We start from the raw sequence: 25,224 nt of genomic DNA on the forward strand, positions 1-25,224 counted from the left end.
CGGTGCCTTTCAGCGCATCTCGCCCACGGGGGCTGCGAAGCCGCGGCCGCGCTTGGGTTCGGGCGGCAGGGGCCGCAGCGTGGCGACCGTGAGCTGGTCGTCGCCGAAATACTTGGCGGCCACGGCCTGCACCTGCGCCGCCGTCACGGCCTGCAGCCGGGCGACGATGCGCTCGCTGGCGTCCAGCGGCAGGCCCTGGATCCAGTTGCTGCCGAGTTCGCGCGCCTGCGCCATCACCGAATCGCGCTTGTAGGTCTCGCTCGCCACCCACTGCGTCTTGACGCGGGCCAGCTCGGCTTCGCCGACGCCCTCTTTCGCCACGCGCGCCACCTGGGCGCGCAGCGCGGCCTCGACGGTCTCGGCGGTCTTGCCGGCGGCCGGCACGCCGTCGAGCATGAACAGCTGCGGACCGCGGCCGATGAAGCCCGCGTACGCGCCTGCCGAATCGGCCACGCGGCCGGGGCCCTGCGTGAGGGCTCGGTCGAGCCGCGCGCCGGCGTAGCCGTCGAGCACGGCCGAGAGCACCACCAGCGCCCAGGCGTCGCTGTTGGCGTCGTCGATGTTGGTGAGCTGCGGCACGCGGAAGGCGAGCGACACGTACGCCTGCTCGGCCGGGGCCTTGAACTCGAGGCGGCGGATGCCGCGCTGCGCGGGCTCGGTGCGCGGCTTGCGCTCCGGCACGGCGCGCGCGGGGATGCTGCCGTAGTACTTCTCGGCCAGCGCGCGCACGCGCGCCACGTCGACGTCGCCGGCCACCACGAGCACGGCGTTGGCCGGCACGTACCAGCGCTGGAAGAAGGCGCGCGCGTCGGCGGGCGTCATCGATTCGAGGTCGCTCATCCAGCCCACCACCGGGCGGCGGTAGGGCGACGCGGTGAAGACGGCCGCGCTCTGCTGCTCGCCGAGCAGGGCGCGCGGCTGGTCGTCGGTGCGCAGGCGGCGCTCTTCCTTGACCACCTCGATCTCGCGCTTGAACTCGTCGTCGGGCCACTGGTTGTTGGCGAAGCGGTCCGATTCGAGCTTCATCACCTGTTCGAGGCTGCCGACCGGGATCTGCTGGTAGTAGCCGGTGGCGTCGCGCATGGTGAAGGCGTTTTCCTGGCCGCCCAGCGCCGCCACGCGGCGCGAGAACTCGCCGGCCGGCACGCTCTTCGTGCCCTTGAACAGCATGTGCTCCAGCACGTGCGCCACGCCCGTGGTGCCATCGACCTCGTCCATGGAGCCGACCCGCACCCAGACCATCTGCACCGCCGTCGGCGAGCGCCGGTCGGTCTGCACGATCACGGTCATGCCGTTGGCGAGGGTGAATTGCTGGGGGCCCGGGGCCGCGGCGGTGGGGGCCGATGCGGCGGGAGCGGGGGTGGACTGGGCCTGCGCGGGCACGGTCCACAGCGCCGAAAGCGCCAGGGCCAGCACCGCACCAGACGCAGCGCGGCGTGGCGAGAGGTGTTTCATAGAATGGGTCGGATTGTAAAAAGCTCCCGATGTTCAGTTTCTTCAAGAAAAAACCACCTGCCGATGCCCCGGTGACACCGGCCCCGCCGCCGACCGCCGAACCCGCGCCCACCCCGGCCGCGGAACCCGCACCGGCACGCTCGGTGTTCTCACCATCGAGCTGGTTCGGGTCGAAGCCTGCGGCGGAAGCGCCTGTTCCCGCACCCACACCCACACCTGCGCCGGCCCCCGAGCCGACACCGGCCGCGCCCGTGGTGGCGCCGGCGCCCGCGCCAGTGCCGGTCGTAGCACCAGCGCCGATTCCTGCGCCCGCGCCCGCCCCCGCCCCCGTTCCTGCACCCGCTCCCGTCATTGCGCCACCGCCACCCCCTCCGGCGCCCGTGCCCGCACCGCCTCCCGCGCCGGTCGCCGTCGTCGCCGAACCGGCCCCCATCGCCACCGAGCGCAAGAGCTGGTTCGACAAGCTCAAGACCGGCCTGCGCAAGACCGGCACCGGCATCCAGGCCGTGTTCGTCAACGCGCAGATCGACGACGCGCTGTATGAAGAGCTCGAATCGGCGCTGCTCATGGCCGACACCGGCGTCAAGGCCACCGAGTTCCTGCTCGACGACCTGAAGGTGCGCGTCAAGCGCCAGATGGCCACCGACGCCTCGCAGGTCAAGCGCCTGCTGGCCGACGCCGTCACCGACCTGCTCAAGCCGCTCGAGAAGCCGCTGGTCATCGGCGAGTACACGCCCACCGTGATCATGGTGGCCGGCGTCAACGGCGCGGGCAAGACCACCTCCATCGGCAAGCTCACCAAGCACCTGGCCACCGAGGGCGCTTCGGTGCTGCTGGCCGCGGCCGACACCTTCCGGGCGGCGGCGCGCGAGCAGCTGCTGGTCTGGGCCGACCGCAACACCGTCGAGATCGTGAGCAACGAAGGCGGCGACCCGTCGGCCGTGAGCTTCGACGCGGTGAACGCCGGCAAGGCGCGCGGCAAGGACGTGGTCCTGGTCGACACGGCCGGGCGCCTGCCGACGCAACTGCACCTGATGGACGAGCTCAAGAAGATCAAACGCGTCGTCACCAAGGCCGACGCCACCGCGCCGCACGAGGTGCTGCTGGTGATCGACGGCAACACCGGCCAGAACGCGCTGGCGCAGGTCAAGGCCTTCGACGAGACGCTGGGCCTCACGGGCCTCATCGTCACCAAGCTCGACGGCACCGCCAAGGGCGGCGTGCTGTGCGCCATCGCGCGCGAGCGGCCGATTCCGGTGTACTTCATCGGCGTGGGCGAAAAGCTCGAAGACCTCGAGACCTTCAACGCCCGCGAGTTCGCGCAGGCGCTCCTGGGCTGACCGGCGCTTTCGCCGCCGTTCGCTTCGGTCAAAAAAAACGGTCCCCGACTCGCGCCGGGGACCGTCAGCTCCCTGTCTTTCTTTTTTCTCCCTTTGTATTTCCCCCTGCGTGTGTGCCTCTTCGGGAATCAGAAACCGAACAGTGACGTCGGGCCGCACACCGGGCTGGCGTTGCAGTCGGTCGGCGTGAAGTAGTAGGCCTTCTGCTCGCTGGTGCCCAGCGCCAGGTGACCGAGCAGCGCCGCCTTCTTGGCCCCTTCGGCGTTCGCCTGCTGGATGAGGGCCGTGGGGTTGGTGCTCGGTGCGAGCGAATAGAAGTTGAAGGTCGCCGACTGCGACAGGTCCTTGATGTAGACCACGCCGCCACCGTCCGAGAAGCCGAACTCCGTGCGGAAGCGGAAGCCGCGAGCGCCGCGCTCGTTGAACTGCGCGAGGTAGCCGGCGTGGTCGCCGATGGGATCGCCCAGTTCGTAGCCGAAGGTCGAATTGCCCACCGAGCTCTTTTCGTAGACGGCCGCCGTGCCCGCCGAGTCGCCGGTCAGGAACGCGATGGTGCGGTTGTAGAAGCCGCTCGCGCCCTGGCTGTTCGCCTGCGCCAGGTAAGCCGCCTTGCTGGCGGGCTGCAGCTCGACACGGTAGCTGTAGGTGGCACTGTCGGCGCTGCTCTTGCGATAGACGTTGAACATCTCGCCGCCGATCGACTGGGCGCCCACCCACTGGAAGCCCCGCGCGCCGGCTTCGTTCAACTGGTTCTGCAAGTCTGCGTTGGACGTGGCCGGGGCCTTCTTCTCGTAGCTGTAGGTGGCGTCGATCGTCTTCACGAACCCATCGATGTGCTCGAAGGTGGTGGGGCCGGTCGTGAAAGAGAAACCGCTCAGGAAACGGAACCCGCGCGCACCCTGCGCAGCGAGGCTGTCGAAGAAGGCCGACGCGGTGGTCGCAGCCGGCAGGCCCTCGTACAGGAAAGTGGTGGCACCCGGATTCGGTGCTGGTGCTGGTGCCGGGGCCGGGGCTGGTGTGGGCGCAGGCGCCGGGGCTGGCGCCGGTGCGGGCGGCGGCAACACGAAGCCACCGCCTCCACCGCCGCCGCTGCCCCCACCTCCGCACGCCGTCAGGGCCAGCAGCGCGGCCGTCGCGGCGGCCACTGCAGCAGGTTTGAAATTCATGGTCACTCCCTTGTCGATTCTTGTTCGGTGGCGACGCGGACCGCTGTCCGTCGACGCCGTGGAAACCCGAAATTACGACGGGGCCGATGTTCCCGGCAGTGCCAAAAGTCATTGCATGTGTGCCTATCCGAATCGATCGGCACGCAATGAACTACAACGTATTCACTTTCGACCGCAAGCTGTGTGCGGGACGCTACGACGCCGCTGCGAGCCCTGCCATGGCCTGTAGCAGCGCATCGGGCGCCACGGGCTTGAACAGCACGGGCACGCCCGACTCGCGCACGCGCTGCAGGCGGTCGGGCGAGGTCTCGCCGGTGATGAGCAGCAGCGGCAGTTCGGCGCCGGCATGCCGGCTCAGGCGCAGGCCGGCATCGAGGCCATCGACGCCGTCGGCCAGGCGGTAGTCGCACATCAGCAGGCCGAAGGGCCGGCCTTCGGCGCGGGCCTGGTGCAGCGCCTCGGCTGCGGCGGCCTCGTCGGCGACGGCGTGCGCATCGATCGCGTGCGAGCGCAGCAGGCCGGTCATGGCTTCGCGAATTTCAAGTTCGTCGTCCATCAACAGCACGCGACCGGGCAGCGTGGCCGCGCGCCGACGTGCAGCCAGTTCGACACTGCCGGCCGGAAACGGGCCCACGAGCGCGCTGACCTGCGGCGGCACGGTCGGCAGCACGACGCGAAAGTGCGTGCCCCGGCCCGGGCGCGAATGCATCTGCACCGGATGGCCCAGCAGGCGCGACAGGCGACGCACGATCGACAGGCCGATGCCCAGCCCGCGCGCGCGGTCGCGGCCCGGGTTATCGATTTGATAGAACTCTTCGAAGATGCGGTGCGACTGCTCGGGCGCGATGCCGATGCCGGTGTCGCGCACCTCGATCCACACCGTGTCGCCACGGTCGCGCGCCGTCACGGTCACGCCGCCCTGCACGGTGTACTTGAGGGCGTTGTCCATCAGGTTGGACAGCATGCGGTGCAGCAGCTGCGGATCGCTGCGCACCCACAGGCCGCTGGCGCGCACGCGCAACTGCAGCTCCTTCTGCTCCGCCTGCGCCGAGAAGGTGTGGTTGAGCGGCAGGAACAGCGCATCGAGCTCCACCGGCTGCGGCGACGGCGTGATGACGCCGGCGTCGAGCCGGGACACGTCGAGCATGGTGTCGAGCGAGGCCCCCAGCGCGTTCACGGCGCGCATCAGGCGCTCGGCGTTGCGGCTCTCGGGACGGCCGCGCAGTTCGTTCTCGAGCGCGGCGCCGAACAGCGCGATGGCGTGCAGCGGCTGGCGCAGGTCGTGGCTGGCGGCGCCGAGGAAGCGGGTCTTTTCTTCGCTGGCGCGCTCGGTGGCGGCGATCTGTTCGCCCAGGCGCGCGGCCAGCGCTTCGTTCTCGAAACGCAGCATGAGCGAGTCGGTCAGCAGCCGGTGCTGGCGCACGCCGGCGTGCAACGTGAGCATGAGGTAGGCCGAGCCGGCCGCGGCCAGGAACAAGTGCAGGCCGTCGCCCTGCCAGGCCAGCGCGATGATCATGCCCAGCGACATGGGCAGCGTGTAGCCGAACAGCGCGGGCTTGAGCGGCCACAGCGACTGCGCGGCGCGCGCGCAGCTGCCGACGATCACGGCCATCAGCAGCGAGGTCATGGGCAGGTTCTCGTGCGGCACGATGAACCACGGCACCACCGCCGTGATCATGCTCACCAGCGTGACCATGCGCGAGATCTTGCGCGCCCAGTACGGGCTCTCGGAGGCCGGCTTGTCGGGCGTCCAGCGCGGCGTGAAGAACACGTAGATGTCGACCGCCACCAGCGCCGCCATCCAGAACAGCAGGCGCGCATCGCTGAGCTGCGAGTAGATGATGCAGCCGAACACGATCACGAAGCCCAGGTGGGTCAGCGTGGAGATGCCGTAGGTGTCGTAGACCGAGCCGACGTGCTCGCGCAGCACACGCTGGCCCAGCAGCTGGCCGGCGGCGGCGTCGCCGCGGCCCGCCAGCGTGGCGCCGCTCAACGCAGCATGCTGATCAGCTGGGCGCGCGAGCGCATGCCGAACAGCAGCAGGATGGTCGAGACATGGTTCTTCACCGTGCCCTCGCTCAGGTTGGCCAGTTGCGCGATCTCCTTGTTCGCCTTGCCTTCGAGCACCCACTGCAGCACCTGCATCTGGCGCGGCGTGAGCTCCTGCCAGGCGCTGGCGTGCGCGAACTCCGCGTACCCCGACAGCGACTTGGGCAGCGCCGCCGGCGGCAGCGGCTGCGGCGGCGTGCCGTCGGCCTCGAACAGACCGCAGGCGCGGATGAAGCCCACCATCTCCTTCAGGTCGGCGGACTTGGGCAGGAAGGCGCTGGCCCCGAGCGCGAGCGCACCCTGCGCCAGCGTGCTGTTGGCGGTGCCCGAGAGCACCACGACCCGCGCCGCTGGAAAGCGCAAGCGGAACTCGGCCAGGCCGCTGAGCCCGTGCGTGTCGGGCAGCGCGAGGTCGAGCAGCACGAGGCCGATGGCGACCTCATGCGCCGCGTAGAGCGCGAGCGCGTCGGCGATGTTGCCGGCCTCGAACACCGCGATGCGCGCGCCCGAGGTGGCGGCCTGGGCCTGCACCAGCGCGCTCACGCCCAGGCGCAGCAGGTCGTGGTCGTCCACCACCAGGATCGCGCCGGACACGCCGACAGGCACACCGGTGTCGGTGAGGGGCGGCGGGGGTGCGGAGGGGGAGTCGAAAGAGGCCACGGATTTGATCTTAGCGGCGCAAGCCCCGCGCGACAGTGCCCTTAGTCATGGCGCCGGGACAGCGCTACTTGCCATGGTGCCGCACCGTGGGCACCATGGAAGTCCTGCCGCAACGCACGGCGCCCCGGAGACCTGCCATGACCCACACCGCCGCCGCCCCGCTCGCCACCAGCGAGCGCAAGGTCGACCGCCTGCTCGCCCACTACGAGGAGAGCCATCGCCACCCGACCAACGAGCTGATCCACTTCGTGGCCATTCCCGCGATCATGCTGAGCATCGTCGGGTTGCTGTTCGCGATCCATCCGTGGGTGGCCTACGGCTTCGTGGCGGCCAGCCTCGTGTACTACGCCCTGCTGCGCTCGCCGGCCTTCCTCGTCACCATGCTGGCGCTCACGGTGCTGGCGCTGGTGGCGGTGCATGCGATGGGCACCGCGGTGGCGCCGGTGTCGGCGGCGATCTTCGTGGTGGCGTGGATCTTCCAGTTCGTCGGCCACAAGATGGAAGGCAAGAAGCCGTCGTTCTTCGAGGACATCCAGTACCTCTGGGTCGGTCCGCTGTTCGTGCTGTCGAAGCTGTTCGTCAAGCTCGGCATTCGCTGGTAGCCCGGCAAGCCCGGCCACGCCGGTGCACAGCGTCCGCGCGCGAGGTCTCCTTCAAGGCGACGCGAGCGGCTCGGCCGCATGGGCCCGGTGCAACAGTTCCACGAAAGCCGGCGCTGGCGGCAACACCACGTCGCCGATGCGGTGCAGCGCCACGCCCGGCGTCCACGAATTCATGACCACGGCGCCGGCCAGCGCGGGCAGGTCGGCCATCCGCAGCACCTGGCTGCGCTGCGGGACACCGAGGCGTTCGAGCTGCCGGCGCACGATGCCCATCGTAGTGCCGACCAGGATCTCGGCCTCGGGCCACACCACCGCCTCGCCGTCCCAGAACGCCAGGTTCCAGATTGACGCCTCGCCGAGCCGCCCGTGCCGGTCGAGAAAGGCCGCGTCATCGAAACCCTGCGCGACGGCCTGGCGCAGCAGCTGGGTCTTGGCGCCTTCGCCGACGTGCTTCACGGCCGGCAGGAAGCGCTCGTGTTCGATCGCGGCCAGGGTCAGCGGGCCGGCGGGGCCGTTGGAAGGCGGGCCGGTGCGGACCAGCACCTCGGGCACCGCGTCAGCCGCGGTGAACTCGCCGGCCGGGGAGTAGACGGTGGCCGTCAGCGACAGGTCCGCCGGGCCGGCCGCGAGCGCCGCCCGCAGGTGGGCGCGCACCGTGTCGTCGGGCAACGCCTGGCCGAACAGGGTCTGCGAGGCGAAGCGCAGCCGCGCCAGATGGAGGTCGAGTCCGCGCACCCGGCCGCCGCGCACCTGCATGGCCGTGAAGTGGGCGTGGCCGGCGAAGGCGAGCGGCGCCAGGGCCTCGGCAGTTGCGGGTTGGCCGTTGCGTTGCACGACGAAAGTGGAAGAGGAAGGGACGCTGGCGGACATGGTTTCGTGGCTCCTGGAAGGGATGGATCATCAAGTTCCTGAACTATCCCGCGTTGACTTCCCTAGGAAAAACGAATAGTTTTTGGAAAATCATCAAGAACCATTTGAAGATCGATGCACCCCAGACTGCTCCCCGGCACCCGCGCCCTGCGCACCTTCGAGGCCGCCGGGCGGCACCTGAACTTCACGCGGGCGGCCGAAGAAGTCGGGCTGACACCGGCGGCCGTGAGCCACCAGATCAAGGAGATCGAGGAGCAGCTCGGCGTGGTGCTGTTCACGCGCACCAGCCGCAGCATCCGCCTGACGCCGGCCGGTGCCGTGTGGTTCGAGGCCACCGCCGACGCACTCGACACCCTGCGCCGCGCCGCCGGCCGCGCCCGGCGCATGGTGCGCGGGGCGGCGACGCTGCGGCTGTCGACCAGCGCCCGTTTCGCGACCAACTGGCTGCTGCCCCGGCTGCCGCAGTTCCGCGCCGCGAACCCGGGGCTGGAGCTGGGTTTTGATATTTCGGACGCGCTGCGGGATTTCGACGCCGACGACATCGACGTGGCGATCCGCTTCGGCACCGGAAAGTACCCGGGCACGCGCGCGCAGCGGCTGTTCGACACCGTCATCGTGCCGGTCTGCAGCCCCAGGCTGCTGGCCAGCGGGCCCCCGCTGACAACGCCGCGCGACCTGTTCCAGCACACGCTGTGCTACGTCGACTGGAAGACCGACGGCATGGTCTGGCCGAACTGGCCGATGTGGATGGCCGCGGCGGGCATCGAGGGCTTCGACGACAGCCGCTGCATCGGCTTCGCCGACTCGAGCGACGTGGTGCGCGCCGTCACCGAGAGCGGCATGGTCGGACTGGCCGACCTGGACATGATCGGCGCCGACCTCGCCCAGGGCCGGCTGGTGCGGCTGTTCGACATCGGCGTGCCCATGGCGGCGGGCTACGCCTACCACCTGGTCTACCCGGAAGGCAGCGCCCAGGACCCGCGCATCCTGGCGTTCCAGGACTGGCTGCTGGGGCAGGCGTCCAGGACTTGAAAAACGCCAAACGGCATACAAATATCCAACAAATCGCGACAAAAGCTATCGCAACGATAGAAACCCAAGGGAACCCTTGGCTTAGCACTCCCTCTAACCGAGTGCTAATATGACCGCCACAAAGGAGTTTCCCCTGATGACAACGCTGTCTGGAGTCTCTGCCAACCAGCTGGCCGTCGCCAACCCCTGGTCGATGGTCCCCCCGCTGGGCAACCTGGATGCCTACATTTCGGCCGCCAACCGCCTGCCGCTGCTCACGCTCGAAGAAGAGCAGGGCTTCGCACGCAAGTTGCGCGACCAGAACGACCTCGAAGCCGCCGGTGCGCTGATCCTGTCGCACCTGCGCCTGGTCGTGTCCATTTCCCGCCAGTACCTGGGCTACGGGCTGCCGCACGGCGACCTGATCCAGGAAGGCAACGTCGGTCTCATGAAGGCCGTGAAGCGTTTCGACCCCGACCAGGGCGTGCGGCTGGTGAGCTACGCCATGCACTGGATCAAGGCCGAGATCCACGAGTACATCCTGAAGAACTGGCGCATGGTCAAGGTCGCGACGACCAAGGCGCAGCGCAAGCTGTTCTTCAATCTGCGTTCGATGAAGCAGGGTTTCAAGGCCGACTCGGCCGCGGCCGACAACGGCACGCACCGCGAGACGCTGAGCCCCGACGAGGTCTCGCAGATGGCCACGCGCCTGAACGTGAAGCCCGAGGAAGTGCTCGAGATGGAAACCCGCCTGTCGGGCGGCGACGTGCTGCTCGATCCGGGTCCGTCCGATGACGGCGACGAAGGCTTCGGCCCCATCGCCTACCTGGCCGACGCCACGCAGGAACCGACCGCCTTGCTCGAATCGCAGCAGCGCGACCGCCTGTCCAGCGACGGCATCGCCACCGCCCTGGAGGCGCTGGACGACCGCAGCCGCCGCATCGTCGAAGAGCGCTGGCTCAAGGTGAACGACGACGGTTCGGGCGGCATGACGCTGCACGACCTGGCCGCGGTGTACGGCGTGAGCGCCGAACGCATCCGCCAGATCGAAGTGGCGGCGATGAAGAAGATGAAGAAGGCGCTGGCCGAGTACGCGTAAGCGTCACGACCGCCCTCCTCCACGAAAAAAGCCCGGCAGTGCCGGGCTTTTTTCGTGGAGGAGGGCGCTTCAGGGCGTCGACTTGGTCAGCGTGCGCAGCGCCCGCTTCGCGATGTAGCGGGTCTCGGCGACCGGCGACTCGGCCACCCAGCGCGTGCACAGCGTCTCGACCCACTCGGGCTGCGTCTTGCTCGCGTCGTTGAGCCAGTTGGCGACCGAGTTCTGCACGTAGCGATGCGCGTCGGCGCGCAGCGGTTCCAGCAGCGGCAGCGCCAGCCAGGGCTCGGCCTTCAGCGTCTCGATCTGCGCGCACCACACGCCGCGCGGACGCGTGAGTTCGCTGGCGAAGCGGCGCACGTTCGGATCGGCATCGGTCACCCAGGGCTGCAGCAGGGCCAGCGCCTCGTCGAGCGAATCGATGACGCTGTCGCGCACCGCCATCCAGGCGAACTCGCGCACGCCGAAATGCGGGTCGGCGGCAAAGCGGCGCACGGCGTCGAGCTGGGCCGCCAGCGGCAGGCCCGACAGCGTGATCCACTGCACCGCCCAGCAGCGCGCCACGTCGCTGGCGTGCGTGGCCAGCCGGTGTGCCACGGCATCGCGCTCGGCGTGTTCGGCCGTCATGTCGTACAGCGCCCTTGCGATGTGGCTGTGGCGCTGCATGGGCTTGAAGGCGGCCAGCATGGCGAGCGTGTCGTCCAGCCGTTCGTGCGCCGCGTCGAGGCCGACATGGCCCGCCACGCTGCGCGCGAGCAGCGGCAGTTCGAGCGCGAGGAATTCGTTGAGGTTGACGGTCTCGAGCAGCCCGCCGTTCAGCGCGCCCAGCACCTCGGGCGGAATGAGTGCGATGCGGAACGCGCCCTTGCGCGACTTCAGGTGCGCGACCGATGCGGCGTCCATGCCCCGGGCGCCCGGCTCAGGACGCGAGCAGCGTCTTCAGGTCCGACACCATCGCCGGCACGCCCGCGCCGTAGCGCGCGTAGAGCCGCAGGCGGCCCTGCGGGTCGTAGATGTAGCTGGCGGCCGAGTGGTCCATGGCGTAGCTGGTCGGGGTCTTGCCCTCGACCTTCTTGTAGTAGACCTTGAAGTCCTTCGCGACGGCGGCCAGCTGCTCGGGCGTGGGAATGAGCGCCACGAAGCTCGGGTCGAACGCGCCCATGTAGGCCTTGAGCACCTCGGACGTATCGCGCGCCGGATCGACGGTGACGAACAGCACCTGCAGCTTGCTGCCGTCGGCGCCGAGCTGCTGCTTGACCTGCGCCATCTCGGTCATGGTGGTCGGGCAGACGTCGGGGCACTGCACGTAGCCGAAGAACAGCACGACCGCCTTGCCCTTGAAGTCGGCCAGCGTGCGCACCTTGCCATCGGCGTCGGTGAGCGAGAAGTCTTTGGCGTAGTCGGCGCCCGTGATGTCGACCGCCTGGAAGCTCTGCTTCGGCTGCTCGCTGCAGGCCGAAAGGCCCAGGCCCAGCGTGGCCGAGGCGGCCACCCAGCCGGCCGTGGCGGCGATTGATTTCAGGGCATTGCGCTTGTTCATGGGCAGGTGAGGTCCGGTCAGCGGAGGTAATGGTCGACGAGCAGCGCCGCGAACAGCACGCTCAGGTGGATGAGCGAAAACCGGAAGGTCTTGCGCGCCAGCGTGTCGGAGTAGTTGCGCCACAGCGCGAAGGCGTAGCCGGTGAAGCCGATGCTCACGCCGATGGCGACCACGAGGTAGAGCCAGCCGCTCATGCCGTAGATGAAGGGCATCAGGCAGGCCGCGAACAGGATGAAGGTGTACAGCAGCACCTGCAGCCGCGTGAACTCGTTGCCGTGCGTCACGGGCAGCATCGGCAGGCCGGCCTTGCGGTAGTCCTCGACGCGGTACAGCGCCAGCGCCCAGAAGTGCGGCGGGGTCCACAGGAAGATGATGAGGAACAGGATCAGCGCCTCGGGGCCGACGTCGCCCGTCATGGCGGCCCACCCCAGCACCGGCGGCATGGCGCCCGAGGCGCCGCCGATCACGATGTTCTGCGGCGTCAGCGGCTTCAGGATGACGGTGTAGATCACCGCGTAGCCGACGAAGGTGGCAAAGGTGAGCCACATGGTCAGCGGATTGACCGTGAACCACAGCAGCGCCGAGCCGGCCGCGCACAGCAGCGCCGAGAACACCAGCGCCTGCATGTCGCTGAGCTGCCCGCGCGCCGTGGGGCGCCAGGCGGTGCGCTTCATCTTGGCGTCGATGCCCTTCTCGACCAGGCAGTTGAACGCGGCCGCCGCGCCGGCCACCAGCCAGATGCCCAGGCAGGCCAGCACGCCGCGCTGCACGTCGGCCCACGACGGCAGGCCGGGCACGGCCAGCACCATGCCGATGAGCGCGCAGAACACGATCAGCTGCACCACGCGCGGCTTGGTGAGCGCGTAGAACTGGCGCAGCACGTTGGCGGTGCTGGCGTGCTGAACTGGAATCGGGGTGCTCACGCGGTGGCTTTCTTCGGTTGGGGGGTGCCGCGCGCATTGTCGACGGCGCGCGGAATCGGTGCAGCGGCGGCACTTTCGCGCCGGCTCTCGCACAACGCCCAGGTCAGGACCACGGCCAGCGCCGCGGCGCCGCCGGTGTGGAGCACGGCGGCGGCCAGCGGCCAGCCGAGCAGCACGTTGCCCAGGCCCGTGGCCAGCTGCAGCAGCGCCAGCCCGAGCAGCCAGTGGGCCTGCGGGCGCAGCGCCTCGAGGCGGCGCAGGCGCCAGGCCAGCAGGCCGAGCGCCACGAACACGGCATACGCCATGAGGCGGTGCGCGTAGTGGATGGCGGTGAGCGCGGAAAAGTCGAGCGGCTGGCCGTCGCCGGTCACGCCGAGGTGGCGCCAGATCTCGAAGCCCTGCACGAAATTCATCGGTGGCCACCAGCTGTCCTGGCAGGTCGGGAACTGCGTGCAGGCCAGCACCGCGTAGTTGGTGCTGACCCAGCCGCCGAGCGCGATCTGCAGCACCAGCAGCACCGCCGTGGCGATCAGCCCGTTGCGCAGGGCCGGTGACACGGCCGTAGGCAGGCGCTGCGCCGCCACCTGGCGGTAGCGCACGGCCTGGATGCACAGCAGCGCGAGCAGCACGATGGCGCCCATCAGGTGCATCGTGACGATGGCGGGGAACAGCTTCCAGGTGACGGTCATGGCGCCGAAGGCACCCTGCAGGCAGACCCAGACCAGCGTGGCCGCGGGCCACCAGGCGCTGAGCACGACGTGGTGGTGCGCGCTGTCGACCGGCGGCGCGGGCTGGCGCCGCTGGCGGCGGCGCACGATCCAGGTGGCGCCCGCGAGCGTGAGGATCAGCACCCCGACGCCGGTCGCGAGGTAGCGGTGGACCATCTCGATCCAGGCCTTGCTGTGCGTCACCGGGCCGGTCGGCTGGGCCGCCTGCGCCATCGCGATCTCGTGGCGCGCGCCGGCCGGGCTGGCGTTGCCGTAGCAGCCGGGCCAGTCGGGGCAGCCCAGGCCCGAATCGGTGAGCCTCGTGAAGGCGCCGAACAGCGTGAGGTCGAAGGTGAGGAACAGCGTGAGCACGGTCAGCGCATGCAGCCGCCGCGCGGGGCCGGAGCCGGCGTTGCGGCGCCACACCCAGACCAGCGGCCCGAGCGCGAGCAGCACGCCGGCGCCCATCATCCAGGCGATCGGCGTGAGGTCGTAGAGGGAGCTCGTGTCCATGAGACGGTGGTGGTTCGCGCGGGCTCAGCGGCCCGCTTCGTCCCACGACGACGAGGCGCGCAGCAGGCGGTCGATGTCGCGCTTGGCGCGGCTCGCGCCGGCGGCGTCCATGCGGGCCGGGAAACGCATCATCCAGTTGCCCATCGGATCGACCACGTAGAGGTGCTCGGACAGCGCGTGCCCTTGCACGGGCGCGAGCCAACGGGCGAGTTGGTCGGCCGGCACGCGCAGCACGGTCGCGCCGTGCAGGCCGTTGGTCAGGCGCTCGGGCACGGGCGCCGCGTCGCTCACGAGCCAGACGCGGTCCAGGCGGTCTTTCTCGCGGCCCAGGCTCTCGCGCAGCTGGCGCTGCAGGTACAGCTGCTGCTCGCACAGCGCGTCGCAGGCCGCGTCGGCCACCGCCACCAGCAGCCACTGGCCCTTGAGCGTGGCCAGCTCGACCGGCGCGCCGCTGCGGTCGGTTGCCGTGAGGCGGGGCATCTCGCGTTGCGGATCGATCAGCTCGCCGTACACGCTGCGGCCCTCGGGCCGGATCACGTAGTAGGTGAAGTACGAGGCGATCACGGGTGCCGCGCACATCAGCAGCACGGCGATCATCTTCCAGCGCCCGTGCACGGTGCGGCGGTTCTCGGCCTCGTCCAGCGCCTGGCCCGGTGACGGCATCGAGTGCACGGTCAGGCCCAGCGGCTCGTCAGAGGCCGCGGCCATCGCGTGCGCGGCGCCGTGCGCGCCGGAAGGGGGAGATGAATTGGAACCAGACATAGAGGATGACAACGAGGGCCGACAGGCCGAACCACTGGAATGCGTAACCGTAGTGCCTCTCGAGGCCCAACGCCGGGGCCGGCCAGTCGCGCTGCAGGCCCTCGGACGCCGGCCCGCTCTGCTGCAGCGACACGTCGGTGCGCAGCGGCAGCTGGGTCTCGCCGCGGAATGCCTCCAGGTCGAGATTTTGCCGGATGGGGGAAGACCCCTGAATGCCCGGTGCCGGAGCGCTGGCGCCGGCAGCCGAAGGGGCCGGCGCAGCAGCCGATGCCGCGGGTGCCGGTGCGGCCGCAGTCTTCGCGCCGAGTTCGAACAGATGGCTCGGCGGCGACTCGATCAGCGCCGTGAGTTCGACGATGCCGGGCGGCGTCTCGACCACGCCGAGCTGCGTGCGGTCGACGAAATTGCGCTGCACCCAGCCGCGCTGGACCATCACGGCCTGCTCGCTGCCTTCGAGCGCGAACGGCGTCAGCACGTAGAAGCCCGGCGTGCCGTGCATCTGGCGGTTGTCCAGGTAGACCGTCTGCGCCGTGAGCCACAGGCCGCGCAGGCGCACCGGCCGGTGCATCTCGCCGGCGGCTTCGCCCAGCGCCAGGAACTCGGCCTGCGACAGCGGGGCTTTCAGCTTCTGCGCATCGATGCGGGCCTGCAGCGCCTCTTTCTGCGCGGCGCGCGACAGCTGCCAGCGGCCCAGCGACACGGTGGCGGCCAGCGCCAGCACGGCCGCCAGCGTCACGACCAGGAAACGGCCCCGGCCCGCGCGACGGCGCGGCGTGGCAGAGGAAACGAGAGGCTCGGAAGGCTCGGGGGTCACTGGAGCGGACGGGGCGTGCGGCCGATAATGCGGGTCATGAAATATTTCGTCGCCCTGATCTTTCTGGGCATCTTCGCGAGCCTCGCTTTCGCGCTCTACTTCATGTTGAAGGACGGTCGCGACGGGCAGAACAAGCGCGGCGGCATGGCCCGCGCCCTCACCTTTCGGATCGGCCTGTCGGTCTTTTTGTTCCTGTGCATGCTGCTGGCCTGGAAACTCGGCTACATCCAGCCCACCGGGCTCCCGCTCGGGAAGTAACAGATGGTGCTCGTTCCACGAGAACCATGAAAAAGGCGCCTTACGGCGCCTTTTTTCTGGAATGCCGTGAGGTTTTTCGCTCAAAGCCAATAGACCAGCACGTACAGGCCCAGCCAGACCACGTCCACGAAGTGCCAGTACCAGGCGGCGCCTTCGAAGCCGAAGTGACGCTCGGCGGTGAAGTGGCCCTTCTGCAGGCGCAGCGTGATGAACAGCAGCATCAGCATGCCGATGAACACGTGCAGGCCGTGGAAGCCGGTCAGCATGAAGAAGGTCGAGCCGTAGGTGCCCGAGCTGAGCTTGAGGTTCAGTTCGGTGTACAGGTGGAAGTACTCGTAGCCCTGCACGCCCAGGAAGATCACGCCCAGCAGCACCGTGAGCCACATGAAGCGGATGCACTGTGCGCGGTGGTCGGCGCGCAGCGCGTGGTGGGCGATGGTCAGCGTCACGCCCGAGCTCAGCAGCAGCGCGGTGTTGATGGTCGGCAGCCAGAACGGACCGACGGTCTGGAAGGGCTCGATGATGCCAGCCGGCGAACCGGTCACGCCGGCGGCGACGCTGGGCCACACGGCCTTGAAGTCGGGCCAGAGGATCGCGTTGTCCAGGCTGCCGAGCGTCGGCAGCGCGTGGGTGCGGGCCCACCACAGCGCCGTGAAGAAGGCGCCGAAGAACATCACTTCCGAGAAGATGAACCAGCTCATGCTCCAGCGGTACGAGAGGTCGATCTTGTGGCCGTACTGGCCGCTCTCGCTCTCGCCGACGGCAGCGCGGAACCACACGAAGAGCGTGCCGAGCCAGATCACCATGCCCAGCAGCAGCGACCAGGCGCCCCACTGGTGGCTGTTGATCCATTGCCCCGCGCCGAGGATCACGAAGAACAAGCCGATCGCGGACACGACCGGGTAGGCCGAGGGTCCGGGCACGAAGTAGTAGGGCGTGGTGCCGTGGGTGGTTGAACTCATATCAGCTCCTGGCTTTCTTTCTTCTCTCGATTCAATGATTCTGGAGATCGTGGTTTCTTATCTTCGGCTCAGCAGGCAGCGCTCAGGCGGCCGCGACCACATGCCGCACCAGCAGCACCAGCCCGACCACGAAGACGATCACTGCGGCAAACGCCACCACGATGACGTGCAGCGGATTGAGCTTGCCCAGGTCTTCCTTGTAGGCGCTGTTGCGGCGCACCCCGAAGAACGACCAGCCCACCGCCTTCATCGTGTCCCACAGCGTCGGCTTGCGGCGCGGGGCTTCGGGCGGCAGCGGCGAGGTCACGAGCGCGGCTCATCGGCGACAGCATGCGAAACGGTGGCCACCGGGGCCGGAGGCGTCTTGCCGCCCACCTCGAAGAAGGTGTACGACAGCGTGATGGTCTTGACGTCCTTCGAGATCTTCGGATCGATCACGAAGGCGACCGGCCACTGCTTCTTCTCACCCGCGTCGAGCGTGTACTGGTTGAAGCAGAAGCACTCGAGCTTGTTGAAATGCGCCGCGGCCTGCTGCGGCGCGTAGCTCGGGATGGCCTGCGCGGCCATGCGGCGGTTCTGCGTGTTCTGGAACTCGTACATCACCGTGTTCAGCTGGCCCGGGTGCACTTCGATGAAGCGCTCGGCCGGCTTGAAGTCCCACAGGCCGCCGCGCACGTTGGAGTCGAACTCGACCTTGATCGTGCGGGTCATGTCGACCTGCGTGTTGTCCGGCACGCGCACGTTCTTGGCGCCGCTGGCGCCGCCCGGCACCTGGAGCTCGGAGAGCGCAAGGATGTTGATGCCGGTCATCTCGCAGATGGCGCGGTACATCGGCACCAGCGCGTAGCCGAAGGCGAACATGCCGCAGGTCACGACGGCCAGCTTGCCGACCATGCGGACGTTGGCGCGGCGGATGCGTTGACCGAGGCTCATGCTGTTGCTTCCGTTCGGGAGTGCGATGCGGCGCGGTCAGCGACCGCTGAACCAGACCATGCGGACGATGAAGCCGATGAAGAAGATCACCGCGATGGAGGCCAACGTGAGCCCCATGCGTCGGTTGTTCCTTCTTTGTTCAGGCGTCGTCATCGTCGTGCGGTCGTTGTGCTTGTGCGGCGTGCGCGGGTGATCAGCCGATCACCTTGGTGGCGGTCACGTCGAGCTTGGGCGGGTTCTCGAAGGTGTGGAACGGGGCCGGCGACGGCACTTCCCACTCGAGGCCTTCGGCCGCTTCCCAGGGCTTCTGAGCCGCTGCTTCACCCTTGCCGCGCATCGAAGGCAGCACGATGAACAGGAAGAAGTAGACCTGCGCGAAGCCGAAGAAGAACGCACCCACCGAAGCGATGGCGTTGAAGTCGGCGAACTGCATGGGGTAGTCGGCGTAGCGACGCGGCATGCCGGCCAGACCCAGGAAGTGCATCGGGAAGAAGGTGACGTTGAACGAGATCAGCGACCACCAGAAGTGGACCTTGCCGCGCGTTTCGTTGTACATCACGCCGGTCCACTTGGGCGCCCAGTAGTAGAAGCCCGAGAACATGGCGAACAGCGAGCCGGCCACCAGCACGTAGTGGAAGTGGGCCACCACGTAATAGGTGTCCTGCAGCTGCGTGTCGATCGGCGCGACCGCGAGGATCAGGCCGGTGAAGCCGCCCATCGTGAACACGAAGATGAAGCCGACCGCGAACAGCATGGGCGTCTCGAAGGTCATCGAGCCCTGCCACATCGTGGCGATCCAGTTGAAGATCTTCACGGCCGTGGGCACCGCGATCAGCATGGTCGCGTACATGAAGAACAGCTGGCCCGTGAGCGGCATGCCGGTCGTGAACATGTGGTGGGCCCACACGATGAACGACAGGATGGCGATCGACGAGGTGGCGTACACCATCGAGGCGTAGCCGAAAAGCTTCTTGCGGGCGAAGGCCGGGACCACCTGGCTGATGATGCCGAAGGCCGGCAAGATCATGATGTAGACCTCGGGGTGGCCGAAGAACCAGAAGATGTGCTGGTACATCACCGGGTCGCCGCCGCCGGCGGGGTTGAAGAAGCTGGTGCCGAAGTGGCGGTCGGTCAGCGTCATCGTGATGGCGCCTGCGAGCACGGGCATCACGGCGATCAGCAGGTAGGCGGTGATGAGCCAGGTCCAGCAGAACATCGGCATCTTCATCAGCGTCATGCCGGGGGCGCGCATGTTCAGGATGGTGACGATGATGTTGATCGAGCCCATGATCGACGAGGCGCCCATGATGTGCATCGCGAAGATGCCGGCGTCCATCGAGGGGCCCATCTGCAGCGTGAGCGGGGCATACAGCGTCCAGCCGGCCGCGGGCGCGCCGCCGGGCATGAAGAACGAACCGGCCAGCATGATGGCCGCCGGGATCAGCAGCCAGAAGCTGAAGTTGTTCATGCGCGCGAACGCCATGTCGGATGCGCCGATCTGCAGCGGGATCATCCAGTTCGCGAAGCCCACGAAGGCCGGCATGATGGCGCCGAACACCATGATCAGGCCGTGCATGGTGGTGAACTGGTTGAACAGCTCGGGGTTCACCATCTGCAGGCCGGGCTGGAACAGCTCGGCGCGGATCAGCAGGGCAAGCACGCCGCCGATCATCAGCATCGTGAAGCTGAACAGCAGGTAGAGCGTGCCGATGTCCTTGTGGTTGGTCGCGAACACCCAGCGGCGCCAGCCGGTGGGCGCGTGGTGGTCGTGATGGTCGTCGTGTGCGTGGCCGCCGGGGGCGTGACCGTGGGGGTCGAGGACTGCGCTCATGTCGTTGTTCCTTGCAATTTCTTCTTCGCGGGGCGCCGTCGGATCACTTGCCGCGCAGGGCCAGCACTTCGGCCGGTTGCACCAGCTGGCCCGTCTTGTTCGACCAGCTGTTCTTGGTGTACGTGGCCACGGCCGCGAGGTCGGTGTCGCTCAGCTGCTTCCAGGCAGGCATGGCACCGTTGTTCTGGCCATTGAGCAGCACCAGCAGCTGCACCTTGTGGTCGGAATCGGTCACCTTGGCTGCGCCGTCGAGCGGCTTGATCGGGCCTGCGCCCTTGCCGTTGGCCTGGTGGCAGGCCGCGCAGTTGGCGGCGTAGACCTTCTCACCGCGTGCCAGCATGTCGGGCAGCGTCCAGACCTTGGTCGGGTCGTCGAGCTTGGCGGCGGCTTCCTTGCGCTTGGTGGCGACCCAGGCGGTGTAGTCGGCAGCCGACAGCACCTTCACGTGGATCGGCATGTAGGCGTGTTCCTTGCCGCACAGTTCCTGGCACTGACCGTAGTAGTCGCCCACGGTCTCGGCTCGGAACCAGGTGTCGCGCACGAAGCCGGGAATGGCGTCCTGCTTGAGGCCCAGCTGCGGCACGGCGAAGGCGTGGATCACGTCGTTCGCGGTGGTGATGATGCGGACCTTCTTCTGCACCGGCACGACCATGGGGTTGTCGACCTTGAGCAGGTAGTCGTCGGGCATCGCGCCCTTGGCACCGGCGTCGGACATGGCGCGCTGCGAGCTGTCGAGCGTGGAGATGAAGGCCAGGCCCTCGCCTTCGCCGTTCAGGTAGTCGTAGCCCCACTTCCACTGGTAGCCCGTGGTCTTGATCGTGAGGTCGGCGTTCGTGGTGTCCTTCTGGGCCACGAGCACCTTGGTGGCGGGCAGCGCCATCACGATCACGATGAGGAAGGGCACGATGGTCCAGATGACCTCGACCACCACCGATTCATGGAAGTTCGCGGCCTTGTGGCCCACCGACTTGCGGTGCTTCCAGATGGAATAGAACATCACCGCGAACACGGCGACGAAGATGACCGTGCAGATGATCATCATGATCGTGTGGAGCAGATGCTGCTCCTGCGCGATCTTGGTCACGCCGACCGGAAGATTCAGCTGGCGCACCGCGGGGCCGCCGGGCAGATCGTTGACTGCGTGCGCCGCGTTGCTGAACGCCGCGCCGGCCGCCAGCAACAGATTCGCCGGCCTGTACTTATTGCGCCAAATGCTCTTCATCGTGTTCACGTTTCTTCAATTTTTCGAAAACCCAACCGTGCAGCACCGCGCGAGCCCCCTCAGGCGCCACGCAACGCCATGCGAATCTCGCGCGCCAGTGCGGCTCGCAACTCCGGGCGTACATAGCGCCCCACCCTGACCGATCGACCTTGCCCCGAGACCTCGATCAGCGAACGATCGCCGGTCTGCGGTTCGATCCGCACCTGGTGCGGAAGAAATTCCGTGCGTTCGTAGTGCCCACCGTTCTCGAGCTCCACGACGAGGCGTCCGCCCTGCAGCGCGATCCGTTCGCCATCGGTGGCATGCCGCGCGTACATCATGAACGCAAAGCCCACCGCGGCCAGTTCGAGCCAGGCGAATGGCAAAACCAGCGGCGCACCGTGCAGCCAGAACACCATGCCCGTTCCCAGAGATACCACGCACAGCGAGGCGTAGAGCCAGCCCAGCTGGCTCGGCGTCACCGAGCAATTGCGTTTCAGGAACCAGTGGATGTTCTGGCCTGAGACGGTGGCAAAACGAAACACGGAATTCGACACGGGCGAGTTCAGCAAATCGGTGCGTCGATGGTGGCCAAACCCCTCGTACAAACAGGATCCGACACCCCTCGATCACGGGACAATACCCGCGAGTTTCACGCAACGGCGGATTGTAGCGGGTAGAGCGCGGCCCCCGCGCACCGAATGAGGGCTGCCGGGTCGCTCAGGCGCCAGGGCGGCCGCGCTGGAGCATCGATCGCATCTCGCGCAGCGAGACCGCGCTCTCGGGCGAGAGCGCCACGCGCGGCGTCGGCTTGAAGGCGTGGCCGTAGATGACCTCGAAGGTCAGCGCGATGCGGCCCTCGCCTTCCGCGGCCGGTGCCAACTCGGGCAGGGCCTGCTTGAGCGCGCGGTGCCAGGCCTTGCCGCGCAGCGCGGGGAAGCGCGCCGGATGCAGATTGCGCCCCAGCGTGCGCAGCTCGGCCAGGGCCGCCTCGGGGGTGGCCCAGGTGAGCACGATGCGCTCCATGTCCATCACGGGCTCGGCGAAGCCGGCGTGCACGAGCATGTCGCCCCAGTCGTGCATGTCGGTGTATTCATGGCCGGCGGCGGGCCAGCCGAGCCGGGCGTGCAGGGCGCGCAGCTCGCGCACGGTGTCCGGGCCCAGGCAGGAGAACATCAGGAAGCCGTTGGTCGCGACCAGCCGGTGCCACTGCGCGATCAGCGCTTCAGGGTCGGCCGCCATGTGCAGCGACATGTTGGCCCACAGCAGGTCGACACCGTCTTCGGGCGTTGCGTCGAAGCGGGCCTTGCCGCCTTGCCAGCGGCGCGCGCTCCACCAGGGCGCGGTCAGCGCCTCGCCGGTCCGGTCGGCCAGTGCGGGTTCGGATTCGATGACGAAGGCTTCGGCATCGCGGTAGCGGCGGGCCAGCAGCGCGTGCGCCTCGAGGCCGCCGCGCAGCGGCGACCAGTCGGCCCAGGTGCGGGGCTGGGCCTTGATCCATTGCAGCCGGTCTTCCATCCGGCGGCCGATTTCCTCGTGCAGCCAGGGCGAGCCCTCGGCGGGCGCGAGCCGGCGCCAGCGGTCGGCCGCCGTGGGATCGATGGTCGGCGGTCTTCTTGCGGGGTCGGTGGCCATGGGGCCGTGAGTATATTGAGGCATGCACAACCGCCGGGCCCTGAGGCCTTTCACCTCGCTGCTCGCGCGGCTGCCCAGCCAGTGCGAGGTCTGCCGCGCCTGGCCGGCGCAGCGCGTGTGCGACGCCTGCGTGGCCCGCTTCGCGCCGCCGACCCCGCGCTGCGGCGGCTGCGCCCTGCCGATGCCCGAGGGCGTGGCGCGCTGCGGCGAATGCATCAAGCACCCGCCACCGCTCGACGCCTGCCTCGCCGCCTGCACCTACGCGTGGCCGTGGCCCGACTGCATCGCCCAGTTCAAGTTTCGCGGCGAGGCGGGCTGGGCCGGCCCGCTGGCCACCCTGCTGCGCAGCGCGCCGTGGGTGGAGCCGGCGCTGGAACAGTGCGACCTCGTGCTGCCGATGCCGCTGGCGCCCGGACGCCTGGCCGAGCGCGGCTTCAACCAGGCGCACGAGCTCGCGCGCCGGCTGGCACCGGCCAAGACCGACGCCACCCTGCTGCTGCGCACGCGCGACACGCCCGCGCAGAGCGGCCTGCCGCGCGCCGACCGGCTGCGCAACCTGCGCGGCGCCTTCGCCGTGGAACCGCTGCGCGCCGACGGCCTGCGGGGGCGGCGCGTGGTGCTGGTGGACGACGTGATGACCAGTGGCGCCTCGCTGTTCGCCGCGGCCGCCACCTTGCGCCTGGCGGGTGCGGCGCACATCACCGGCGTGGTGCTGGCGCGGACCGACCCGCCGCGCTGAAGCCATCGACGGCGCCCGCGACAATCGGCGCATGTTCCATATCGTCCTGGTCCACCCCGAAATTCCGCCGAACACCGGCAACGTGATCCGGCTCGCGGCCAACACAGGCTGCACGCTGCACCTGGTCGAGCCGCTCGGCTTTTCGATGGACGACCGCCTGCTGCGCCGCGCCGGGCTCGATTACCACGAGTACGCCGAAGTCAAGCGCCACGCCGACTGGGCCGCGCTGCTGGCCACGCAGCAGCCGCCGGCCGAGCGCATGTTCGCGCTGACCACGCGCGGCACCCGCGCCGTGCACGACGTGCGCTTCCAGCCCGGCGACTGGCTGGTGTTCGGCTCGGAAACCGCCGGCCTGCCGCCCGCGATCCGCGACGGCTTTGCCGAGCCGCAGCGCCTGCGGCTGCCGATGCGCACCGGCCAGCGCAGCCTGAATTTGTCGAACGCGGTGGCGGTCACGGTGTTCGAAGCCTGGCGGCAGAACGACTTCGCCTGACGGCCCTTCGCGCGGCAGGGGCACATCCGATCGGTGCTGCGCGGCGTATGGGAAGGCATGCCGGTGATTCACACCGGCATCCGCCCCTCAACGCCAACTGCCAAGGAGTCCCGCCATGCACACCACCCTGCACCTCATCACGATCGCCGCCCTCGCCTTCGCCGGCGGCGCCCATGCCTTCCAGGGCGAGCAGAATCCGCTGCCGCCCGCGCCCTTCCAGTCGTCCCTGACGCGCGCCCAGGTCCAGCAGCAAGCCCTGCAGCCGCTGCAGATCAGCAACGGCGGCACCGGCGTGGCCCGCCCGACCGCGGGCAACGTCGACCGTGCGGCGGTGCGCGCGAGCGCCGTCGGCATCACCCGACAAGGCGCCGCCACCTACGGCGAAGTCACCGACCGCCGGATGTAAAGAGAAGAAGAAAAGAAAAACCGCTCAGGGAAAACGGCGCACCACCGACTCGGCGACGCACGCCGGCTTGGCGGCGCCTTCGAGTTCGATGGTGGTTTCCCAGGTCATCTGCAGGCCGTTGTTGGGAATCGGCTCGGCGCTCAGCAGCTTCATGCGGGCGCGCAGGCGCTGGCCCACCGGCACCGGCGACATGAAGCGCACGCGGTTCAGGCCGTAGTTCACGCCCATGCGCGACTCGACCACGTCGATCGCCGTCTCGAAGAACTTCGGCAGCAGCGACAGCGTGAGAAACCCGTGCGCGATCGGCGCGCCGAAGGGGCCGGACTTGGCCCGCTCCACATCGACGTGGATCCACTGGTGGTCGCCCGTCGCCTCGGCGAACTGGTTGACCTGCTGCTGCGTCACGCTGATCCAGTCGCTCACGGCGACTTCCTGGCCGACGCAGGCGGCGAGATCCTGAAGGGTCTGGAATGTCTTTTTGGTCATGCGGGGCATTCTGGTGCCAAGGGCACAAGGCTGGCTGTCGGACTTGCGACAACCGGGAATCGGGGAAATCCGGGATCAGTTCAGGCGTCGAGCCATTCGCAGATCGGCGCCCACTGGTCGAGGTCGCGCTGCACGCGCCCCGGCGCGATGTCGAACAGCGTGAGGCCGCGCGCGGCCAGCTGCACGTAGTTCTGCGTGTCGCGCAGCTCGCCCAGCACCGGCACGCCCAGGCCGGCGATGAACTCGTGCAGCCGGTCGGCCGCCAGCGTGCGGGCGTTCACGCGCATGCCGACCAGGCCGATGCGGGTCTTCTCGGCGCGGCGGCTTTCCAGCAGGCGGTCGAGGAAATCGCGCGTGGCGTAGATGTCGAAGATGCTCGGCTGCAGCGGCACGATCACGCGGTCGGCCAGCGCCAGCACCTCCTTGAAGCGCCAGCCGTGCAGGCCGGCCGGCGTGTCGAGCACCGCGTGGGTGGTGCCGCGCGGCGGGCGCACCACGGTGCTGTCGCCGGTGGCTTCCCAGGTGGCGATGGGGCGGGCCTGCGGCGGGCGCAGGCCGAGCCACAGCCGCGAGGACTGCTGGCGGTCCACGTCGCCGAGCATCACGGCATGGCCGCGGCTCGCGAAGTAGCCCGCGATGTTCGTTGCAATCGTCGACTTGCCCACGCCCCCCTTGGGATTGGCGACCAGAACCACCGGCATGAGGATCTCCTCCAGAACGAGAACAGGGCTGGATGGTAGTCGCCCCGGGTGGCGCGTCGGCGACGGCGGGC

The 25,224-nt window shown here is 68.8% G+C and carries 29 protein-coding genes; 8 read left to right on the plus strand and 21 right to left on the minus strand.

The annotated features are described in order from the left end of the window. Nucleotides 1-9: 9 nt before the first annotated feature. Nucleotides 10-1,455 (minus strand): M16 family metallopeptidase, encoded by a 1,446-nt coding sequence (locus tag AC1RAA_RS17275; RefSeq protein ID WP_492731058.1) that lies wholly within the window; start codon nucleotides 1,453-1,455, stop codon nucleotides 10-12. 29 nt (nucleotides 1,456-1,484) lie between these two features. Between AC1RAA_RS17275 and ftsY the strand changes: the two genes are divergently transcribed. After that, on the plus strand, nucleotides 1,485-2,795 hold the full coding sequence (gene ftsY, locus AC1RAA_RS17280; protein ID WP_492731057.1) for a signal recognition particle-docking protein FtsY: 1,311 nt from the start codon (nucleotides 1,485-1,487) through the stop codon (nucleotides 2,793-2,795). 128 nt (nucleotides 2,796-2,923) lie between these two features. Here ftsY and AC1RAA_RS17285 read toward each other — a convergent pair whose 3' ends face one another. The 3 genes from AC1RAA_RS17285 to AC1RAA_RS17295 all read right to left on the minus strand — a co-directional run bounded on the left by AC1RAA_RS17285 (nucleotide 2,924) and on the right by AC1RAA_RS17295 (nucleotide 6,670). Next, nucleotides 2,924-3,961: a hypothetical protein gene (locus AC1RAA_RS17285; RefSeq protein ID WP_492731055.1), complete on the minus strand. Its 1,038-nt coding sequence runs from the start codon at nucleotides 3,959-3,961 to the stop codon at nucleotides 2,924-2,926. A 193-nt stretch (nucleotides 3,962-4,154) separates the two neighbouring features. Next, nucleotides 4,155-5,954 (minus strand): ATP-binding response regulator, encoded by a 1,800-nt coding sequence (locus AC1RAA_RS17290; RefSeq protein ID WP_492731053.1) that lies wholly within the window; start codon nucleotides 5,952-5,954, stop codon nucleotides 4,155-4,157. After that, entirely contained in the window at nucleotides 5,951-6,670 is a 720-nt protein-coding gene (locus AC1RAA_RS17295) for a response regulator transcription factor (protein WP_492731051.1), read from the minus strand. The genes AC1RAA_RS17290 and AC1RAA_RS17295 overlap by 4 nt, the downstream gene beginning before the upstream one ends. 137 nt (nucleotides 6,671-6,807) lie before the next feature. Between AC1RAA_RS17295 and AC1RAA_RS17300 the strand changes: the two genes are divergently transcribed. After that, on the plus strand, nucleotides 6,808-7,272 hold the full coding sequence (locus tag AC1RAA_RS17300) for an Mpo1 family 2-hydroxy fatty acid dioxygenase (protein ID WP_492731049.1): 465 nt from the start codon (nucleotides 6,808-6,810) through the stop codon (nucleotides 7,270-7,272). 51 nt (nucleotides 7,273-7,323) lie between these two features. Here the strand turns inward: AC1RAA_RS17300 and AC1RAA_RS17305 are convergent, their stop codons facing one another. Continuing rightward, nucleotides 7,324-8,142: an aminotransferase class IV family protein gene (locus tag AC1RAA_RS17305; protein ID WP_492731047.1), complete on the minus strand. Its 819-nt coding sequence runs from the start codon at nucleotides 8,140-8,142 to the stop codon at nucleotides 7,324-7,326. A 114-nt stretch (nucleotides 8,143-8,256) separates the two neighbouring features. On the opposite strand from AC1RAA_RS17305, the gene AC1RAA_RS17310 reads away from it, so the two are divergent. Both AC1RAA_RS17310 and rpoH read left to right on the plus strand, forming a co-directional pair. Then, nucleotides 8,257-9,174, plus strand: a complete 918-nt coding sequence (locus AC1RAA_RS17310; protein WP_492731045.1) for a LysR substrate-binding domain-containing protein — start codon at nucleotides 8,257-8,259, stop codon at nucleotides 9,172-9,174. A gap of 136 nt (nucleotides 9,175-9,310) precedes the next feature. Next, complete coding sequence (gene rpoH, locus AC1RAA_RS17315; protein ID WP_056577975.1) at nucleotides 9,311-10,252, plus strand: RNA polymerase sigma factor RpoH; 942 nt, start codon at nucleotides 9,311-9,313, stop codon at nucleotides 10,250-10,252. A 69-nt stretch (nucleotides 10,253-10,321) separates the two neighbouring features. Here rpoH and AC1RAA_RS17320 read toward each other — a convergent pair whose 3' ends face one another. The 6 genes from AC1RAA_RS17320 to AC1RAA_RS17345 are packed head-to-tail and all read right to left on the minus strand — an operon-like array spanning nucleotide 10,322 to nucleotide 15,508. Continuing rightward, the gene (locus AC1RAA_RS17320) at nucleotides 10,322-11,152 is read right to left on the minus strand and encodes a DNA alkylation repair protein (RefSeq protein WP_159275429.1); all 831 of its coding nucleotides are present in this window, start codon (nucleotides 11,150-11,152) and stop codon (nucleotides 10,322-10,324) included. A 16-nt stretch (nucleotides 11,153-11,168) separates the two neighbouring features. Continuing rightward, complete coding sequence (locus AC1RAA_RS17325) at nucleotides 11,169-11,789, minus strand: SCO family protein (protein ID WP_492731042.1); 621 nt, start codon at nucleotides 11,787-11,789, stop codon at nucleotides 11,169-11,171. Between the two features lie 17 nt (nucleotides 11,790-11,806). Next, complete coding sequence (cyoE, locus tag AC1RAA_RS17330) at nucleotides 11,807-12,712, minus strand: heme o synthase (protein WP_070061969.1); 906 nt, start codon at nucleotides 12,710-12,712, stop codon at nucleotides 11,807-11,809. Then, the gene (locus tag AC1RAA_RS17335; RefSeq protein ID WP_487849555.1) at nucleotides 12,709-13,932 is read right to left on the minus strand and encodes a COX15/CtaA family protein; all 1,224 of its coding nucleotides are present in this window, start codon (nucleotides 13,930-13,932) and stop codon (nucleotides 12,709-12,711) included. Before AC1RAA_RS17335 ends, cyoE begins: the two co-directional genes overlap by 4 nt. Before the next feature lie 24 nt (nucleotides 13,933-13,956). After that, nucleotides 13,957-14,640 carry a redox-active disulfide-containing membrane protein gene (locus tag AC1RAA_RS17340; protein WP_062481371.1) on the minus strand — a complete coding sequence of 228 codons (684 nt, stop codon included), beginning with the start codon at nucleotides 14,638-14,640 and terminating at the stop codon, nucleotides 13,957-13,959. Continuing rightward, nucleotides 14,624-15,508, minus strand: a complete 885-nt coding sequence (locus tag AC1RAA_RS17345) for an SURF1 family protein (protein WP_492731039.1) — start codon at nucleotides 15,506-15,508, stop codon at nucleotides 14,624-14,626. The genes AC1RAA_RS17340 and AC1RAA_RS17345 overlap by 17 nt, the downstream gene beginning before the upstream one ends. 27 nt (nucleotides 15,509-15,535) lie before the next feature. On the opposite strand from AC1RAA_RS17345, the gene AC1RAA_RS17350 reads away from it, so the two are divergent. Beyond that, nucleotides 15,536-15,766 carry a twin transmembrane helix small protein gene (locus AC1RAA_RS17350; protein WP_062481367.1) on the plus strand — a complete coding sequence of 77 codons (231 nt, stop codon included), beginning with the start codon at nucleotides 15,536-15,538 and terminating at the stop codon, nucleotides 15,764-15,766. Between the two features lie 80 nt (nucleotides 15,767-15,846). Here AC1RAA_RS17350 and AC1RAA_RS17355 read toward each other — a convergent pair whose 3' ends face one another. The 8 genes from AC1RAA_RS17355 to AC1RAA_RS17390 form a co-directional block, all read right to left on the minus strand. Next, nucleotides 15,847-16,728: a cytochrome c oxidase subunit 3 gene (locus AC1RAA_RS17355; RefSeq protein WP_062481365.1), complete on the minus strand. Its 882-nt coding sequence runs from the start codon at nucleotides 16,726-16,728 to the stop codon at nucleotides 15,847-15,849. 82 nt (nucleotides 16,729-16,810) lie between these two features. After that, on the minus strand, nucleotides 16,811-16,978 hold the full coding sequence (locus AC1RAA_RS17360; RefSeq protein WP_082818316.1) for a DUF2970 domain-containing protein: 168 nt from the start codon (nucleotides 16,976-16,978) through the stop codon (nucleotides 16,811-16,813). 53 nt (nucleotides 16,979-17,031) lie between these two features. Beyond that, nucleotides 17,032-17,661 carry a cytochrome c oxidase assembly protein gene (locus AC1RAA_RS17365; protein WP_492731037.1) on the minus strand — a complete coding sequence of 210 codons (630 nt, stop codon included), beginning with the start codon at nucleotides 17,659-17,661 and terminating at the stop codon, nucleotides 17,032-17,034. A 36-nt stretch (nucleotides 17,662-17,697) separates the two neighbouring features. Beyond that, nucleotides 17,698-17,814 (minus strand): cytochrome oxidase small assembly protein, encoded by a 117-nt coding sequence (locus tag AC1RAA_RS17370; RefSeq protein ID WP_216360125.1) that lies wholly within the window; start codon nucleotides 17,812-17,814, stop codon nucleotides 17,698-17,700. Nucleotides 17,815-17,854: 40 nt separating this feature from the next. Further along, entirely contained in the window at nucleotides 17,855-19,492 is a 1,638-nt protein-coding gene (gene ctaD, locus AC1RAA_RS17375; RefSeq protein WP_062481356.1) for a cytochrome c oxidase subunit I, read from the minus strand. A gap of 43 nt (nucleotides 19,493-19,535) precedes the next feature. After that, on the minus strand, nucleotides 19,536-20,714 hold the full coding sequence (coxB, locus tag AC1RAA_RS17380) for a cytochrome c oxidase subunit II (RefSeq protein ID WP_062481354.1): 1,179 nt from the start codon (nucleotides 20,712-20,714) through the stop codon (nucleotides 19,536-19,538). Between the two features lie 59 nt (nucleotides 20,715-20,773). Next, the gene (locus AC1RAA_RS17385) at nucleotides 20,774-21,250 is read right to left on the minus strand and encodes a DUF2244 domain-containing protein (protein WP_056578078.1); all 477 of its coding nucleotides are present in this window, start codon (nucleotides 21,248-21,250) and stop codon (nucleotides 20,774-20,776) included. 163 nt (nucleotides 21,251-21,413) lie between these two features. Continuing rightward, nucleotides 21,414-22,328 carry a class I SAM-dependent methyltransferase gene (locus AC1RAA_RS17390; RefSeq protein ID WP_062481352.1) on the minus strand — a complete coding sequence of 305 codons (915 nt, stop codon included), beginning with the start codon at nucleotides 22,326-22,328 and terminating at the stop codon, nucleotides 21,414-21,416. Between the two features lie 22 nt (nucleotides 22,329-22,350). Here AC1RAA_RS17390 and AC1RAA_RS17395 point away from each other — a divergent pair, with 22 nt between their 5' ends. From AC1RAA_RS17395 to AC1RAA_RS17405, 3 genes are all read left to right on the plus strand, one after another. Continuing rightward, complete coding sequence (locus AC1RAA_RS17395; RefSeq protein ID WP_492731034.1) at nucleotides 22,351-23,067, plus strand: ComF family protein; 717 nt, start codon at nucleotides 22,351-22,353, stop codon at nucleotides 23,065-23,067. A 31-nt stretch (nucleotides 23,068-23,098) separates the two neighbouring features. Beyond that, nucleotides 23,099-23,560 (plus strand): tRNA (uridine(34)/cytosine(34)/5-carboxymethylaminomethyluridine(34)-2'-O)-methyltransferase TrmL, encoded by a 462-nt coding sequence (gene trmL / locus AC1RAA_RS17400; RefSeq protein ID WP_492680290.1) that lies wholly within the window; start codon nucleotides 23,099-23,101, stop codon nucleotides 23,558-23,560. Nucleotides 23,561-23,675: 115 nt separating this feature from the next. Beyond that, nucleotides 23,676-23,966, plus strand: a complete 291-nt coding sequence (locus tag AC1RAA_RS17405) for a DUF4148 domain-containing protein (protein WP_492731032.1) — start codon at nucleotides 23,676-23,678, stop codon at nucleotides 23,964-23,966. Nucleotides 23,967-23,990: 24 nt separating this feature from the next. On the opposite strand, the gene AC1RAA_RS17410 is transcribed toward AC1RAA_RS17405, so the two are convergent. Then, nucleotides 23,991-24,461 (minus strand): MaoC family dehydratase, encoded by a 471-nt coding sequence (locus tag AC1RAA_RS17410; RefSeq protein WP_062479484.1) that lies wholly within the window; start codon nucleotides 24,459-24,461, stop codon nucleotides 23,991-23,993. A 71-nt stretch (nucleotides 24,462-24,532) separates the two neighbouring features. Further along, nucleotides 24,533-25,153: a nucleotide-binding protein gene (locus tag AC1RAA_RS17415; protein ID WP_070061962.1), complete on the minus strand. Its 621-nt coding sequence runs from the start codon at nucleotides 25,151-25,153 to the stop codon at nucleotides 24,533-24,535. Nucleotides 25,154-25,224 lie beyond the last annotated feature (71 nt).

It is taken from the genome of Variovorax sp. GW823-FHT04F07, from assembly GCF_058795995.1.